This is a genomic window from Bacteroides sp. Phil13, from assembly GCF_001940965.1.
In the GTDB taxonomy this organism is placed as follows: Bacteria; Bacteroidota; Bacteroidia; order Bacteroidales; family Bacteroidaceae; genus Bacteroides; species Bacteroides intestinalis.
In genome coordinates, this window is the sequence record NZ_MSHA01000083.1 from 1 (window position 1) to 16,200 (window position 16,200).

A 16,200-nucleotide genomic window follows, 5' to 3' on the forward strand; every position below is an offset into this window, starting at 1 on the left:
GGGCTTTTTGTATTTATACCCCCTACTGTTCTATTCAATTCTCCTCCTCCTGGAGGAAGAGTACCTGCAGGAAGAGGTGGCAGGTAAACAATATACTGCCTATTAATAATAAGAATAAGGAACCTTTTTCTCACCTACTCCCCTATCTTTTGTGTACTGATGGAAAGAATATTTAGTGCTGTTTTTACATTTTAATTGCATACTTATAATAGAATATGCATTGTTGTATTATCTTGTAATAGCACCTGATTATAGTTCGGAATTAATGATTAAAACTACTTAAAATCAAGAAATTATATCTTATCTTTGCTTTCGTATTTGGTGTTTTATTCGTACCTTTACTTCGTCTTAAAAGGTACTATAAATCCTTTATTTACTGAACATTATTTTTTTATTAAAAGAAAATTCGATTTTAGTAAAACAAAAAACAGTCATTAGCTGTTGTTACTAATAGAATTGAAAGCGACATGAGAACAACTGTAAAGACATTCTTGGTATTTGTGCTACTTATGGTGACCTATAGTCTCAGTAGCAGAGCCGTCAACTTTACGGGGATGGTTGATAAAGCAGCATCTACATGTGAGGTGAGTGCTTCTTCATCATCATTAAAGAATGCTTCTTCAGATAATGTCGCTAATAATACACGAAGCTTATTTACTAATTCCAAGTTTATGTGGACTACGGATGCAGAACTTGGAAACAAACCTATCTCTGAAAGATATTCTTTTAATCCCTATCGTTTTCGCAGAGCTGTTGAAACTGCATCTTTTATGAAGGGGATTCTGTTAATTTCATCTCACCATAACTTATTGGTACACGATCAATCTAAATTATACTATTCAGATAAAGATCCGCATTACACTTCTTTTAGTAGTGAATACTACATCTATACTTTGCGGCGGATTGTGATTTAAACTTCCTTTTATTAGTTTTTCCTTTTTCCCTTTACTCCTTTCCCTAAATATGGCTGAAAGTAGGTGACCTTTTACAACCCTATGTCTTGGGGTGGGTTATACGGGTGTTAGCGGCGTGTTCATGCTGTGAAGGGGAGAACTATATCCATGCGCATAATTTTTAAAAATCAATTTTAATACAAACCCATTTAAATTTTTCATCATGGAAACTATTCAAAAGAAATCTGCCTCTTTTAAAGGCATCAAATCAGCCGGTTGGGTAATCGTAATTTGCTTTATCGTTGCCGTGCTTATTTTTCACTTTGTGTTGGGAAATCCCTCTAACTTTATGAACAATGACCCGAACAATCATCCGCTGCCAGGGAACTTCCTCGGTACTATCTATAAAGGTGGATTCATCGTTCCGGTTATTCAGACTCTCTTGCTGACTGTTATCGCACTGAGTATTGAACGCTACATTGCAATTGGTGCTGCTTTCGGTAAAGGTTCATTGGCTAAATTCGTTGCTAACATTAAAGCTGCTCTGGCTGCTGGCGATATGAAGAAGGCTCAGGAACTTTGTGACAATCAACGTGGTTCTGTTGCTAATGTAGTAAATGCTACTCTGAAGAAGTATGCTGAAATGGAAAATGATACGACTCTTGCCAAAGACCAGAAGTTGCTTGCTATCCAGAAAGAGCTGGAAGAAGCTACTGCACTGGAATTGCCAATGATGGAGCAGAATTTACCTATTATCGGTACTATCACTACTCTGGGTACATTGATGGGATTGCTTGGTACGGTTATCGGTATGATCCGTTCGTTTGCCGCTTTGGCTGCCGGAGGTTCTGCTGACTCAATGGCATTGTCACAAGGTATTTCCGAGGCTTTGATTAATACTGCTTTCGGTATCTTAACCGGTGCATTGGCCGTTATCTCCTATAACTATTATACCAATAAGATTGATAAGTTAACTTACAGCCTTGACGAGGTTGGTTTCTCTATTGTGCAGACATTTGCAGCTACGCATAAATAGATCGGTCGAACCCTTTTAAAATACTACAATTATGGGTAGAGCGAAAATAAAAAAGAAAAGTACGTTCATCGACATGACGGCGATGAGTGACGTAACTGTATTGCTGCTGACATTCTTCATGCTGACGTCTACGTTCGTGAAGAAAGAGCCGGTACAAGTTACCACTCCGGCCTCCGTATCCGAGATTAAGATCCCGGAAACGAATATCCTGCAGATATTGGTCGATCCGGACGGAAAAGTGTTTATGAGTCTGGACAAACAGTCTGACTTGCGCGAGGTGCTGGAAGCAATGGGGCAAGAATATGGGGTGACTTTCACTCCGGAGGAAACTAAGAAATTCTCACTGGCATCTACTTTCGGAGTGCCGATGAAGAGTATGAAGAAGTACCTCGATTTGCCGCAGGATCAGCAAGACGCTGTGTTAAAGAATGAGGGGATACCTACCGACAGTATCGATAATCAGTTTAAAGCTTGGGTACGTAATGCCCGTGCTACGAACAAAGATTTACGTATCGCCATCAAGGCGGATGCCAATACTCCTTATTCCGTAATCAAGAATGTGATGAACTCACTTCAGGACCTCAGAGAGAACCGGTATAACCTGATTACTTCTCTGAAGACTACTTCTGAAGACTAACAGAAAGGAAATATTATGGCTGAAATACAAGAAAGCGGCAATAAGAAAAAAGGCGGAAAAAATAAGCAAAAGAAAATGACCGTCAGGGTGGACTTTACACCGATGGTGGACATGAATATGTTGCTGATTACCTTCTTTATGCTTTGTACTTCACTGAGTAAACCTCAGACTATGGAGATAAGCATGCCGAGCAATGATAAGAACGTCACAGAAGAACAGCAGTCGAAAGTGAAGGCTTCACAGGCTATCACATTACTGTTGGGAGGTGACAATAAATTGTATTATTACGATGGAGAGCCCAACTATAAGGACTACAGTTCGCTGAAGGAAACAACCTATCAAGCGGACGGTCTGAGAGCAATGCTTTTGCAACGTAATAGAGCTGCTGTAAATGAAGTGAATAACTTGAAACAGCAGAAACTGGATCTTAAGATATCAGAGGAAGAATTTACGAAGAAACTGGGTGAAATTAAGAGCGGAAAGGATACTCCGACCGTAATTATCAAAGCCACAGATGATGCTTCGTACAAGAATCTGATTGATGCACTCGATGAAATGCAGATATGTAATATAGGTAAGTATGTGATTACGGATATCGCCGAAGCCGATGAGTTCCTGATAAAGAACTATGATAGCAAGGGAGAATTGTCGCAGAACATTGCCGAATAATGTGTAACACCTAAAAAAGTAAGAATATGGCTAAAGTAGATTTAAGTTCTTCGGAATGGTGTGACCTGATATTCAGTGGCAAGAATAAAGCCTATGGTGCTTATCAGTTAAGAGAGAAATCTCCGAAGCGTCATAACATTGCTGTGATACTGGTGATCGTCATCGCATTGGTAGGATTCAGTATCCCTACCTTGATTAAGATGGCTACGCCGAAACAGAAAGAAGTGATGACTGAGGTGACTACCTTATCTCAATTGGAAGAACCGGAAATTAAGCAGGAAGAAATGAAAAGAGTGGAGCCGGTTGCTCCCCCGCCTCCTGCACTGAAGAGTTCTATCAAATTTACGGCTCCCGTCATCAAGAAAGACGAGGAAGTGAGAGATGAGGATGAAATTAAGAGCCAGCATGAATTGGCGGAAACGAAGGTGACTATTTCTATCGCTGACGTGAAAGGTAATGACGAAGAGCATGGTAAGGATATTGCCGACCTGAAGCAAGTGGTAACACAGGCTGAACCGGAACCTGAAAAGGTTTTCGATATGGTAGAGCAAATGCCTCAGTTCCCCGGTGGTCAGACAGAGATGATGCAGTTCATCAGCAAGAACATGAAGTATCCGACTATCGCTCAGGAAAACGGAACACAAGGCCGTGTAACTTGCCAGTTTGTGGTGGGTGCCGACGGACGTGTACGTGATGTGAATGTACTGAGAGGTGTAGACCCTTATCTGGACAAAGAAGCTGTCCGCGTGATCATGTCTATGCCGAAGTGGATTCCCGGTAAGCAGAATGGTAAAGCAGTGTCGGTGAAGTATACAATACCAGTTGTGTTTAAGTTGCAATAATAATGTGTGTGTCATGAAAACGGTGAAACAACTTCAACTTTTAGGTTTGGCGGTGATACTGATTCTAGTGTCTGCCTGCCAAAGTAAGTCCAAGGACGGACTGACGGATACGTACACTTCCGGCGTGATAGCAATTGCTGCGGACGAAAGTTTCCAGCCTATCGTGCAGGAAGAGGTGGATGTATTTGAAGGTGTATTTCCTTTGGCAGGAATTGTGCCCCGTTATGTGACGGAAGTAGAAGCCGTCAATCTATTGCTCAAGGACAGCCTGCGGTTGGCAATCACCAGCCGCAGACTGACACCGGAGGAGATGAACTCTTTCAACAGCCGGAAGTTCTTCCCGCAGGAGATAAAGATTGCTACGGATGGGTTAGCGTTGATTACCAATAAAGATAATCCTGATACGCTAATTACCGTGAATGATATTCGCGACATCCTGACGGGAAAGACCACACAATGGAGAGAAATTTATCCGGCATCCCAGCTGAAAGATATTCGTCTGGTATTTGATAACAAGAATTCCAGTACCGTTCGTTTTGCTGTAGATTCTATTTGTAAGGGTGCCCCACTGTCAGACCAGATAAAGGCGTTGAAGACTAATAGAGAGGTCATCGACTTTGTGTCAAAGACTCCTGATGCTATCGGTATTATCGGCGTGAATTGGCTGAGCGACCGCAATGACAGTACTGGACTCTCCTTCAGCAAAGAAGTACGGGTGATGTCCGTCAGCGCTGCCGACAAGGCAACGCCGGAAAACAGTTTCAAACCCTATCAGGCATATTTGTTTTACGGTGATTATCCGTTGACACGCAGCATCTATGCCCTGTTGAACGATCCGCGAAGTGCACTTCCGTGGGGATTTGCTTCTTTCCTCGCATCCGACCGGGGACAGCGGATTATTTTAAAGTCGGGATTAGTACCCGCTACCCAACCGGTACGGGTGGTGAATATAAAAGATAAATAACTAAAATGAATGCTATTATGAAAACGATGTTAGTTCTTAGTATGGGAGCGTTGCTGTTGGCCGGCACACTTTCCGCACAAACGCCTGTACCTGAATGGCAGGCTGGGGTAGATAAAATGAAAAGCCTGATTCAGACAAATCCTGCACAAGCTTCTGAAGAAGTAGGGGAATTGCTGAAAGGGAAAAACAAAAAGAATGTGGATCTTGTAACTTCCGTAGCCCATGTTTATCTGGATGCCGGGAAGCTTACCGAAGCTCAGGAATACCTGGCAATGGCAAAGAAAGCCGATAATAAAGATCCCAAGGTATCTGTGTTGGAGGGTGATATTGCTCTTGCACAAAAAAATATAGGGCAAGCTTGCCAGCTTTATGAGCAAGCCATCTATTTTGACCCGAATTGTAAGGAGGCTTATCTGAAGTATGCACAGGCTTATAAGTCTGCTAGTCCTGCACTGGCTATTGAGAAGTTGGAACAACTCAAAACTGTAGATCCGAATTGTCTGGAAGCCGATAGGGAACTGGCGGAGGTATACTATTCCAGCAATCGTTTCGGCAAGGCTGCTGAAATGTATGCTAAGTTCATCGATACGCCTCTTGCTACGGAAGATGATATGCTGAAATATGCTTTTGCACTGTTCCTTAATCATGATTTTGAGAAGTCATTACAGGTTGCTCAGAAAGGCTTGCAGAAGAATGCCCGTCACGCTGCTTTCAACCGTCTTGTCATGTATAACAATACGGATCTGAAACGCTATGAAGATGCGGAGAAGGCTGCTCATGCTTTCTTTAATGCTTCGGACCGTGCTGATTATTCTTACTTGGATTACCGTTATTATGGTGCTCTGCTGAGTGCATTGAAGAAATACGATGAAGCTATTATAGAATATGGTAAAGCATTAGAGAAAGATGGTACGCAAGTAGACTTGTGGCGTGAAATCTCCGATGCCCATGAAATGAATAATAATTATGCAGAGGCTATTGCTGCGTATCGGAAATACTACGATGCATTAGCCAAAGACAAGAAGACTCCTGAAACATTATTCCAGTTAGGACGTCTTTATTACGGACAGGGCACGTCTTCGGACTCGCTCGCCGTGCAGCCTGCCGACCGTAAACTGGCATTGCAGTCTGCTGACTCTGTGTTCACCCTTGTTTCCGAACAAGCTCCCGACAGTTATCTGGGAGAAATGTGGCGTGCCCGGACCAATTCTGCCATGGACCCCGAAACTACTGACGGGCTGGCGAAACCTTATTACGAAAAGGTAATGGACATGCTGCTGAGTAAAAATGAACCGAAGTATAACTCTGCGTTGATAGAGTGCTACAGTTATCTGGGCTACTACTATCTGTTAAAGAGCGACTATCCTACTTCGAAAGAGTTCTGGAATAAAATTCTGGCTATAGACCCCACCAATGCTACTGCCAAAAAGGCGTTGGAAGGCATCAAATAGCAACAATTTTAGTTGTTTGTCGTGTCGGGAGGAGTGGAGAGTGATTCTTAGCTCCTCCTTTTTTTATGTTTTTTTCTGTAAATGTTTGGATTATTAAAAAGATTATCTACCTTTGCGGTGTACTAATAAACTAATACACTAATATTGGAATTAGCAAGGTATCAGATACCAGTTGACAAGGCCTTCTCCTTGTATCTTGTTTCCTTGCCACCTATAAAAACATATAAGTATGCTACAGGTAGAAAACATTTCGTTCAGTTATCGTCGGGGCAAAAAAGAAGTCCTGCACGATTTTTCGCTCTCATTAGAGAGAGGTAGGGTATACGGGTTACTGGGAAAGAACGGTGCCGGCAAATCTACACTGCTTTATCTGATGAGCGGTTTGCTTACTCCTAAGAGTGGGAAAATAATGTATCATGATACCGATGTACGCCGTCGGTTGCCTATCACACTACAGGATATGTTCCTGGTTCCCGAAGAATTTGAATTACCTTCTATATCTTTAGTCAGTTACGTGGAGCTGAATAGTCAGTTCTATCCCCGTTTCAGTAAGGAAGACATGGTGAAATACCTGCATTACTTCGAAATGGAGCAGGATATTGATTTGGGAGCCTTGTCTATGGGGCAGAAGAAGAAAGTCTTTATGAGCTTTGCATTGGCTACCCACACCTCACTGCTGATTATGGATGAACCGACCAATGGTCTTGATATTCCGGGTAAGAGCCAGTTCCGTAAGTTTATTGCTTCGGGCATGTCAGACGATAGAACTATTATTATCTCTACCCATCAGGTGCGGGATATTGATAAGATACTGGATCATGTGGTGATCATGGATAATAGTCATGTGTTGCTTGACGCATCCACTGCCAACATCTGTAGTAAGTTTCTTTTCGTTGAAAGTGATGACCGCGAATTGACAGAAGCAGCAATTTACACGCTTCCTTCCATACAGGGTAATTTCCTGATGTTGCCGAATACGGATAATGAAGAGTCGGAGATCAATCTTGAATTGTTGTTCGGTGCTGCGCTTACGGACCCTGAGAAAATAAAAGGAATGTTTCACCCTAAACAGAATGAACAATGATACGCGATACCTTTTTTAGTGCACCCCGTTTTGTGAACTTATGTCGCAAAGAAATGGTGGAGAGTTGGAAGGCAAATTTGCTCCGCTTCGTAATGATGTATGGCATAATGGCGATTGCTTTCGTATGGAACGGATATTTTCGATATAAATATCCTCAGGGAATGATTAACGGAGGGGTGGAGCAAGACCCTATCTGGTACTTTGAATTGACTATCTTTCTTTGGGCTATAGTTATTATGGGTTTGCTGAGTGCTTCGTTTGTCATGGAACGAATGAAGACTAAAACAAACCGGATAGCAGTGCTGATGACGCCTGCAACGATGTTTGAGAAGTTTCTCTCTCGCTGGTTGGTATTTACTTTCGGTTTTCTCATAGTCTTTCTGATTGCTTTTAAATTGGCTGACTGGACACGTGTGATAATCTACATGGTGAGTTATCCGGAATTGAAAGGGATTATTGCTTCTGCTCCGCTTTCCTATTTAGGGAGTTCCGGATATTATTGGACAGGTCTCCAAACTTGGGATGGTCTTCTGATGGCATTAAGCGGATACTTTTTTGCTCAGTCTATATTTATATTGGGCAGTAGCATCTGGCCAAGAAACTCGTTTGTTAAGACATTCTCAGCTGTCATTGTTATCATCATAGTTTATGTAGCAATAGGATCGGTATTGGCGAAAATCTTGTTTGAAGGACGTGGTGGGCATGGAGTACATCAAACAATGTCGGATGAAGCTATGATGCATCTGTCAACGGTTGTCTTTTTCGTAATGGCTATCTTCAACTGGGTAGTTGCTTATTTCCGTTTCAAAGAGTCTGAAATCATTAACCGCTGGTAAGTATGAATTTTAAAGAAAGTAAAGCCATCTATCTTCAAATAGCAGATCGCATTTGTGACGAGGTACTTCTCGGGCAATATCGGGAAGAGGAACGCATACCATCCGTCAGAGAATATGCAGCTGTGGTAGAGGTGAACGCCAATACGGTGATGCGTTCATACGATTATCTGCAATCGCAGGAAGTTATCTATAACAAACGTGGTATCGGTTATTTTGTTGCTTCCGGTGCTCGCGCGTTAATCCTTTCATTGCGCAAAGAGTATTTCCTCAAAGAAGAAGTAGATTATTTCTTTAAGCAGATGTATACCCTCGGTATTTCGGCGGAAGATATGTCCGCTATGTATCGGGAATTTAGTAAGAAACAAAAATAAAGAAGAAGATTATGAAACGAACAACTTATATAATATTTGGAATGTTGCTTACCGGATTGGTTGTGGTGTGCGCTGGCATATTCTACGCCTCTATGCAAGTTACAGGTTGGGATAATAATTTCCTGGATATTAAAGGAGAAAAGAAGACGGTTCAACTGCCGGAATGCAAAGTTATACAGATGGTGGCAATTAGAAATATCATCACTACCGGCGAGGGCGAAAAGAAGGGAATAAGAATGCCGGCATTTGGAGAGCTCCCTTTGAAAATTACTCCTGCCGAAGCTGGACAGGGAACTTTCACTTATGCTTCCGGTATGGATGAATTTATGACGATGAACTCAGTTGGAGATACATTACGTATCGTATTTGATTTTCCTAATGATAAGCTTGAAAAGAAATATCATGACCTGTATTGGCTTTATTTACGCTCCGAAGAGATGACTATAGCTCTGCCGGATCATGTTCAGTTCTTACAGACCAGTCTTGAAGCTCAAAAAATGACTGTTGAAGGGTTAACCCGCGATTCATTGTCTTTGATGGTGCAAGATTATGCTACCATAAATGACTGTAATTTTAGAGCTCTAACAGTCCAGAATGGTGCGTGGTTGTTTAATACTGGCAAAGCGGACAATTTGTATCTTCATTTGAACGGGATACGGAGTTGGAATGTGAATGCAAGTTCTTTCCATGTTGATACGGAATATCTATATGCTCATGGTAATCAAAAATGTACTTTGGAGAAAGGCGAATGTCGACAGGTACTTTGGATGCCTCAATCGGAAGGCGCTTCATTGGATATAAAGTTGAAAGAAGCAGCGACAGTAGTTGTGAAATAACAATAGGTATTGCTAGAATACGAAAAAAGGCCGTTGAGAAACGGTCTTTTTTATTTAGTTGCGGAGATCCGACTCGAACGAATGACCTTTGGGTTATGAGCCCAACGAGCTACCAACTGCTCCACTCCGCGATGTTTAACGGGTGCAAAGGTACGGCTTTTTGTGGAATAAACAAATAAAATCCATCTTATTTTTCCTAAAAAGTGTAACATATAGCCTAACATGTTGATAAGTAGCTTTATAGTAAATATGCTTTTTTATCCTCTTCCTGTGACCGAATGTTAATAAAATCTGCGTTTTCTTGTGTGGTATACAGAAATGTTTTACTTTTGCTCAAATTATTAAGCAATGTGCAATTATTAATATATGGCCGTATCGAAGACAAAAGCTAAATTAGTGGATGTAGCCCGTCAGCTATTTGCAAAGATGGGTGTTGAGAATACCACGATGAACGATATCGCCCTTGCTTCTAAGAAAGGTAGAAGAACGCTCTATACCTATTTTAAAAGTAAGGAAGAGATCTATATGGCTGTTGTCGAATCGGAGCTGGACATCCTTTCGGATATAATGAAGAGGGTAGTAGAGAAAGACATCTCTCCCGATCAGAAGATAATTGAAATGATTTATACCCGCCTGGATGCCGTGAAAGAGGTGGTGTACCGGAATGGAACACTCCGTGCTACCTTTTTCCGTGATATATGGAGGGTAGAGAAGGTGCGAAAACGTTTTGATGCCAAAGAAATACAGCTTTTCAAGGATGTTCTCCGTGAGGGCGTGGAGAAAGGGGTGTTTCAGGTTGACGATATCGACATGACTGCCGAATTGGTGCATTACAGTGTGAAAGGTATTGAAGTGCCTTACATACGTGGGCATATAGGTGCTAAACTGACCGATGAAACACGTGGACAATACGTTGAGAACATCGTGTTCGGGGCACTGCGTAGAAAAGAATAACTTTAATCAATAATTTAAAAAGTATGGGATTATTAGAAGGAAAAACAGCCATTGTAACCGGTGCTGCACGCGGTATCGGTAAGGCTATCGCATTAAAGTTCGCTTCTGAAGGAGCAAATATCGCATTCACTGACCTGGTGATTGATGAAAATGCAGAGAATACGGCAAAGGAAATTGAAGCAATGGGCGTGAAAGCTAAAGGTTATGCTTCAAACGCTGCTAATTTTGAAGATACTGCCAAGGTGGTAGAAGCTATTCATGCAGACTTTGGGCGCATCGATATTTTGGTAAACAATGCAGGTATCACCCGTGACGGTCTGATGATGCGTATGAGCGAGCAACAATGGGATATGGTTATCAACGTTAACTTGAAATCCGCTTTCAACTTCATTCATGCTTGTACTCCGATTATGATGCGCCAGAAAGCTGGTAGCATTATCAATATGGCTTCTGTAGTAGGTGTTCACGGCAATGCCGGACAAGCCAACTATGCAGCTTCCAAAGCAGGTATGATTGCCTTGGCTAAATCTATCGCACAGGAATTAGGTTCTCGCGGTATCCGTGCCAACGCTATCGCTCCGGGCTTTATACTGACTGATATGACTGCTGCATTGTCTGACGAGGTAAGAGCTGAATGGGCAAAGAAGATTCCTTTGCGTCGTGGCGGTACTCCCGAAGACGTGGCAAACATTGCTACCTTCCTGGCTTCTGATATGTCTTCTTATGTATCAGGACAGGTGATTCAGGTAGATGGTGGTATGAATATGTAAGAAAGCGTATGACTGTCGTATACGAGGACAATCATATCATTATAGTCAACAAGACCGCTTCCGAGATCGTTCAGGGAGACAAGACGGGGGATACGCCGCTTTCGGAAATCGTAAAGCAGTATCTGAAGGAGAAATACCAGAAACCCGGTAATGTCTTCATCGGTGTTACCCACCGGCTGGACCGCCCCGTGAGCGGTCTTGTTGTATTTGCCAAGACCAGCAAGGCGTTGTCCCGCCTCAATGAAATGTTCAAGAACAGTGAGGTGAAGAAGACTTACTGGGCTATCGTAAAGAATGCCCCGAAGGAGCCGGAAGGAGAATTGGTGAACTATCTGGTGCGCAATGAGAAGCAGAACAAAAGTTATGCTTATGATAAGGAAGTGCCGAAGAGTAAAAAGGCTATCCTGCACTATCGGTTGATAGGTAAGTCGGATAATTACTTTCTGTTGGAGGTGGATCTGAAGACCGGGCGGCATCATCAGATACGATGCCAGCTGGCAAAGATGGGATGTCCTATCAAGGGAGACTTGAAGTATGGCTTTGCCCGTTCCAATCCGGATGGAAGTATTTGCCTGCATGCACGTCGTATCAGTTTTGTGCATCCGGTATCTAAAGAAATGATTGAAGTGGAGGCACCTGTGCCGCCGACGAATCTTTGGCAAGGCTTTCAGATGATATAGGAAAGAGCTTACTATAAAATAGAAATGCGTCAAAAGACTATCCTGTTTTTTGACGCATTTCTATTTATGGCTTTACCCTCTTATCAGAAGCGTGGCTTCACATATTTATCCTGAGAGGAAGTAAAACGTAATCCCGGTATGCTGTTACTCTTTCTTGGGAAGCTGATGGACTTGATAAGCGAATAATCATCCGCATCCAGTGCATAATATTCGTCCGCATCGGCTGTTTTCACACAAACCGTCCAGTCGAACATATTCCCGAAGATAGACAGGGCATCCTCTTCAGGGTTGAAGGAAGGAACTCCGGTCTTGACCACATCATAAGTCTTATTGTTCAGCACATAGAAGTTGTTATCCATATCCGTCAGGAAACCCAGCGTCTTGCGGTCCTTGAACTCCGTGATGAAAAGATACTTCGCATTTAAGCCTTCCGGCAGGGAAATAGCACGTACATACGGGCGTCCTTTCGTTTGTTTCAGATGGAAAAGTCTTCCTTCATTGTCTAAAATCAGATAACCTTCATCGTACTCCTTGCGAGTGGTGGGATTACCAGCCAACCGGCGGGCAGGGAATTTAAACCCTTTCTTCACCATAGCCTCTGTGAACAGTTGGCTTTTGTCAGCATCTACCGTATTGGTTTTCATACCGATAAATTCAATTCCTTTCGAGGTGATACGGAACACATCATCGGGCATAGTCAGATCCACGCGTCCCGACATACTCTCCAGCAAAGGATAAAGTTCTATCTTGGAGGCATTGATATCCGAAGCTGCCGAGCGGAAGCTGAAATTCGTAAGCTGCACTTCGCGCGGAGTGACGGCAACACCATTGATGCTGTCCGGGAACCGCTCATCCGCCATAAGCTGGCGCATGTAGAAGAACGGGAGAATACTGTCCGTCTGCTCCTGTGTATATACATTACCGGACTGGTCGCGCCGTACCACGCCTTTGCCATCTTCATTGCCCATGGAGAGGAAGTCGCCGAGGACACAACTGTACATGGAGAAAGGAACTTTCGATGGCTTTGCCGCAAAGAAAGAATAACACCAAGGCAACTGCCAGATAATGAGCAATGCAATGGTGATGTATAAGAATATTTGACTAAAACGTTTCATTGTCTTTTTCGTTCTTAATAGTGAATGTATAACCTGTTAATCTTGTTCTCCTGCCTTGAACCGTGCAATGGAAAGCCATGAGAGACTTGCCGTGAGCAAGGTGTAGATTGCCATCCAAGGCAGGAAAGCGTTGTAGGCTTCCGGTGCCGGAGCCAGGAAGAAGATACGCAACAGCAATACAGAGATTACCAGATTGAGGACGCGGCGTTTCCAGGTCGGTTCCAGGCATATCCACGAAATCAGAAGATAAGCGGCAATACCTGCCAGATACCAGGGAAGAGCTGTCAGCAGAATCCGCAAATAAAGTTCCGGAGCCAGGACGCCTTGCATGTAAACCGTCATCAGCAGGTAGTTGGCGGCAAAGCAGATAAGTAACACTACCAGTCCGTAGAGCAGCATCAGGTTAATCATCCGCAGTTGCGGGTAGGGCAGGTGTAATGTCAGTTTCAGACATTTATGGTGCATTTCGGGTACGAATTGTACCAGAGCAAGCAGTATCCCGACCAATAGAGGAATAAATTCCAGTAAATCCACGAATACGGTATCCCGTGACAGCATAACTTCCCAAACGTGTTCCACACCTTTCATGCTGGCAACACGGTTGATGCGCAACATTGAGTATCCGGCAAAACCGAGCGTTACCAGCAGTGCAAGCAACAGATACCAGCGGGTTTTAATCCATTCTTTATAAAATATAGCGTTCATAATAGTTATTGGTTATTAGTATTTTCCCGTTAGTCCGATAAAAGCATCTTCCAGGTTTACAGTCTCGCATTTCAAATCGCTGTAAGGCACTTGCAGGGCTTTGAAACGAGTCTCAACTTCTTGTTGAGGCAGGAACGAGAAGGTTTCCAGCGTATTTCTGATAAGAGACGGATGGTAGAAATCCTTATCTTCCGGCATCTTGTAACCTTCGGGCAACGTGCAGGTATAGCGGCGTATCGTGTCCAGCAGTTCCTTTACGGGCTGCTGGATGAGGATACGTCCATAATCCATGATGATGCAGTCGTCTACCAGGCGTTCCATATCCTGAATGATGTGTGAGGTCAGGAAAACAGTTTTGTTTTCCGAGCGGGCATAGTCACGCAGATAGTCCACGAAGAGACGGCGGTAGCCGGGATCCAGACCGAGAGAGAAATCGTCCAGTACCAGCAATTCCGGGTTTTGTGCCAGGATAAGTCCCAGTGCCACTTGCGAACGTTGTCCGCACGACATACGCGAGATGCGTTGTCCGGGAGCTACTTTCAGTTTGTCCATCAGGTCGTAGTACGCTTCTTTGCGCCACTGTCCTGGATAGAAAGCAGAATAAAACTTCTCAATCTCCCGGATGGTCATGAACTGATATTGCACGTGTCCCTCGATGAGCAGGCCGATATTACGGCGCGTCGAAGGATGCATGGCCTGAATGTCCTGTCCGAAGATGGAACATTGGCCGGAGCGGGGTTTCAGGTAACCGCTCAATATATTGATCGTTGTGGTTTTTCCTGTACCATTCTTCCCCAGCAGTCCCAGGATGCGCCCTTTAGGCACGCTGAAGCTGAGGTTTTCGTAAATTAACCGTTTGCCATAATAGTGCGTCAGGTTATTGCATTCAATGATATTCTCCATTGATATCTTTTGTTTTTAGTATTGAACCTATTTTAATTACTCGTTAGCTGCATGGATTGATCTCGGAACTCCTGTAGGTAATTCTGTTTACCCCAAATGGTAACTCCATTTACATGCCGGGGTAAAGACCGTTACATACCGAGGTAAAGAGCGTTACAATACGGGGTAAAGGTCGTTACATGCGGCGGTAAATGCTTTTACCTCTTGCGGTAAATGTTTGGTAAATGCAATGCTTTGATAATTAGACTGCTAACCAATGTTTATACCTCGGGCTATATGCGAAGCTTGAGTCGTTTATAGAAATAGAAAAAGTAACGGAATCAGTATACCTGCTGCAAGTTCTATACCTCCGCGTCCCCACAAGCCTTTTGGTCCTTTCAGCATCACCATTCCCGTGACGGTAATAATGATGAGTCCTACGGCAAACACATCTGCGAAGTGAGTCCACCATCTTCCGGGATTGTAATGCAGCTTGGTCAGGGCGCTTATCAACGGACGACGTGTCAGCTTCTCGTAAACGGCTTGCTGGGTCTGCAGATTGACCATCAGGTTGGAACCGCCTTTCAGGAATACCTTCATCTGGTTTTCCTTCGGGAAGTAATGTTTGGTATAGTTCTTTTCTTCACCGAGTGGTGCCAGCAGCTCCAGGACATCATCCTTTTTCATTCCGGCCTGCGGGGGCATCACTTCGGTAATGGTATATTCCTGTCGCTCTACCGAGTAATTAGGATTGATCGTATTCCGGTGGTTCATCACAATTCCGGAGATGGCATATATCAATACCATCCCCGAGAAGAAGAATGAGAGGTCCCGGTGGATTATCCGGCTCCATTTCCGAAATGCGGTTCCCGCCTTACTGAATTTCATAGTTGGCGGCTTCCATATAATAGAATGACAGATAGGGCTTTCCTGATTCGGCCTGACGCTTGGCTATTTTAGCGCGGAAGTCAGCGATACGTGCTTCGGGCGTATTGGCTGTTTCGCCGCGTGCTTTCTTCTCGGTGCTGCATCCGGCTTCGCCTTCACCGTGCTTTTCGGCAGCGGCAGCTTTCAAGCGTGATTCCCATTGTTGCAGATAAGCTTCGTCCACACGTTGTTCTTTCAGGGTTCCGGTGACGCGAACGATGCTGTTGACACACTTCGTATCGAAAGAACCCAGTTTGGCTGCTTCTACACGGATGGTCTGTGTGTCGTCGCTACCCATCAGGAAGATTTTGGTGGCGCCGTGCTTGCAGGCATGTGTACATACACCTTCGATGGTGACTTCCTGGTCGGTCAGTGACTCGGCGTTAGCCAGAAGATCGTCTATTTCCATGGCACCGGAGGTCTGTTCGGTGGTTGCGGTTTCTTCAGTGCTCTTCTGCTTGTTGCTGCAAGAAGTTCCGATAAAGAATAATGCCATGATGGCGGCTGCGATTGATAATGTTTTAGTTCTCATTGTTGTTTTTTGTTTA

The 16,200-nt window shown here is 43.7% G+C and carries 19 protein-coding genes and 1 tRNA gene; 14 read left to right on the plus strand and 6 right to left on the minus strand.

Annotation, left to right across the window (positions count from 1 at the left end; genetic code table 11):
• Positions 1 to 467 precede the first annotated feature (467 nt).
• The 11 genes from BWI44_RS15650 to BWI44_RS15700 all read left to right on the plus strand — a co-directional run bounded on the left by BWI44_RS15650 (position 468) and on the right by BWI44_RS15700 (position 9,619).
• Positions 468 to 914 carry a DUF8440 family protein gene (locus tag BWI44_RS15650; RefSeq protein WP_022392318.1) on the plus strand — a complete coding sequence of 149 codons (447 nt, stop codon included), beginning with the start codon at positions 468 to 470 and terminating at the stop codon, positions 912 to 914.
• 202 nt (positions 915 to 1,116) lie between these two features.
• Positions 1,117 to 1,929, plus strand: a complete 813-nt coding sequence (locus BWI44_RS15655) for a MotA/TolQ/ExbB proton channel family protein (protein WP_007667673.1) — start codon at positions 1,117 to 1,119, stop codon at positions 1,927 to 1,929.
• A gap of 31 nt (positions 1,930 to 1,960) precedes the next feature.
• A complete protein-coding gene (locus BWI44_RS15660) occupies positions 1,961 to 2,566 on the plus strand; it encodes an ExbD/TolR family protein (protein ID WP_007667672.1) in 606 nt (201 codons plus the stop codon).
• 12 nt (positions 2,567 to 2,578) lie between these two features.
• Complete coding sequence (locus tag BWI44_RS15665; protein WP_085930034.1) at positions 2,579 to 3,235, plus strand: ExbD/TolR family protein; 657 nt, start codon at positions 2,579 to 2,581, stop codon at positions 3,233 to 3,235.
• 26 nt (positions 3,236 to 3,261) lie between these two features.
• Positions 3,262 to 4,077: an energy transducer TonB gene (locus BWI44_RS15670; protein WP_007667667.1), complete on the plus strand. Its 816-nt coding sequence runs from the start codon at positions 3,262 to 3,264 to the stop codon at positions 4,075 to 4,077.
• Between the two features lie 13 nt (positions 4,078 to 4,090).
• Positions 4,091 to 5,041: a PstS family phosphate ABC transporter substrate-binding protein gene (locus BWI44_RS15675; protein WP_007667665.1), complete on the plus strand. Its 951-nt coding sequence runs from the start codon at positions 4,091 to 4,093 to the stop codon at positions 5,039 to 5,041.
• Positions 5,042 to 5,046: 5 nt separating this feature from the next.
• A complete protein-coding gene (locus BWI44_RS15680; protein WP_044532962.1) occupies positions 5,047 to 6,492 on the plus strand; it encodes a tetratricopeptide repeat protein in 1,446 nt (481 codons plus the stop codon).
• Between the two features lie 229 nt (positions 6,493 to 6,721).
• Positions 6,722 to 7,576: an ABC transporter ATP-binding protein gene (locus BWI44_RS15685; protein WP_044532961.1), complete on the plus strand. Its 855-nt coding sequence runs from the start codon at positions 6,722 to 6,724 to the stop codon at positions 7,574 to 7,576.
• Positions 7,573 to 8,412 carry a hypothetical protein gene (locus BWI44_RS15690; protein WP_044532960.1) on the plus strand — a complete coding sequence of 280 codons (840 nt, stop codon included), beginning with the start codon at positions 7,573 to 7,575 and terminating at the stop codon, positions 8,410 to 8,412. The genes BWI44_RS15685 and BWI44_RS15690 overlap by 4 nt, the downstream gene beginning before the upstream one ends.
• Before the next feature lie 2 nt (positions 8,413 to 8,414).
• A complete protein-coding gene (locus BWI44_RS15695) occupies positions 8,415 to 8,783 on the plus strand; it encodes a GntR family transcriptional regulator (protein ID WP_007209418.1) in 369 nt (122 codons plus the stop codon).
• Positions 8,784 to 8,794: 11 nt separating this feature from the next.
• Positions 8,795 to 9,619, plus strand: coding sequence for a hypothetical protein (locus tag BWI44_RS15700; RefSeq protein WP_007667654.1), 825 nt, complete (start codon positions 8,795 to 8,797; stop codon positions 9,617 to 9,619).
• Between the two features lie 58 nt (positions 9,620 to 9,677).
• Here BWI44_RS15700 and BWI44_RS15705 read toward each other — a convergent pair.
• Positions 9,678 to 9,750: transfer RNA gene (locus BWI44_RS15705), tRNA-Met, on the minus strand.
• 235 nt (positions 9,751 to 9,985) lie between these two features.
• On the opposite strand from BWI44_RS15705, the gene BWI44_RS15710 reads away from it, so the two are divergent.
• From BWI44_RS15710 to BWI44_RS15720, 3 genes are read left to right on the plus strand one after another with little or no spacing between them, the layout of a single operon-like run.
• On the plus strand, positions 9,986 to 10,573 hold the full coding sequence (locus BWI44_RS15710; RefSeq protein ID WP_115502060.1) for a TetR/AcrR family transcriptional regulator: 588 nt from the start codon (positions 9,986 to 9,988) through the stop codon (positions 10,571 to 10,573).
• Positions 10,574 to 10,596: 23 nt separating this feature from the next.
• Complete coding sequence (gene fabG / locus BWI44_RS15715) at positions 10,597 to 11,343, plus strand: 3-oxoacyl-[acyl-carrier-protein] reductase (RefSeq protein ID WP_021967648.1); 747 nt, start codon at positions 10,597 to 10,599, stop codon at positions 11,341 to 11,343.
• An 8-nt stretch (positions 11,344 to 11,351) separates the two neighbouring features.
• Positions 11,352 to 12,023: an RluA family pseudouridine synthase gene (locus BWI44_RS15720; protein ID WP_115502059.1), complete on the plus strand. Its 672-nt coding sequence runs from the start codon at positions 11,352 to 11,354 to the stop codon at positions 12,021 to 12,023.
• An 83-nt stretch (positions 12,024 to 12,106) separates the two neighbouring features.
• On the opposite strand, the gene BWI44_RS15725 is transcribed toward BWI44_RS15720, so the two are convergent.
• The 5 genes from BWI44_RS15725 to BWI44_RS15745 form a co-directional block, all read right to left on the minus strand.
• Positions 12,107 to 13,138 (minus strand): DUF4857 domain-containing protein, encoded by a 1,032-nt coding sequence (locus BWI44_RS15725; protein WP_286814974.1) that lies wholly within the window; start codon positions 13,136 to 13,138, stop codon positions 12,107 to 12,109.
• A 36-nt stretch (positions 13,139 to 13,174) separates the two neighbouring features.
• On the minus strand, positions 13,175 to 13,843 hold the full coding sequence (locus tag BWI44_RS15730) for a hypothetical protein (RefSeq protein ID WP_138293101.1): 669 nt from the start codon (positions 13,841 to 13,843) through the stop codon (positions 13,175 to 13,177).
• 15 nt (positions 13,844 to 13,858) lie between these two features.
• Complete coding sequence (locus tag BWI44_RS15735; RefSeq protein ID WP_195209540.1) at positions 13,859 to 14,746, minus strand: ABC transporter ATP-binding protein; 888 nt, start codon at positions 14,744 to 14,746, stop codon at positions 13,859 to 13,861.
• Between the two features lie 294 nt (positions 14,747 to 15,040).
• The gene (locus BWI44_RS15740; protein ID WP_118308290.1) at positions 15,041 to 15,613 is read right to left on the minus strand and encodes a PepSY-associated TM helix domain-containing protein; all 573 of its coding nucleotides are present in this window, start codon (positions 15,611 to 15,613) and stop codon (positions 15,041 to 15,043) included.
• Positions 15,600 to 16,184, minus strand: a complete 585-nt coding sequence (locus tag BWI44_RS15745; RefSeq protein WP_115502055.1) for a hypothetical protein — start codon at positions 16,182 to 16,184, stop codon at positions 15,600 to 15,602. The genes BWI44_RS15740 and BWI44_RS15745 overlap by 14 nt, the downstream gene beginning before the upstream one ends.
• Between the last annotated feature and the right edge of the window lie 16 nt (positions 16,185 to 16,200).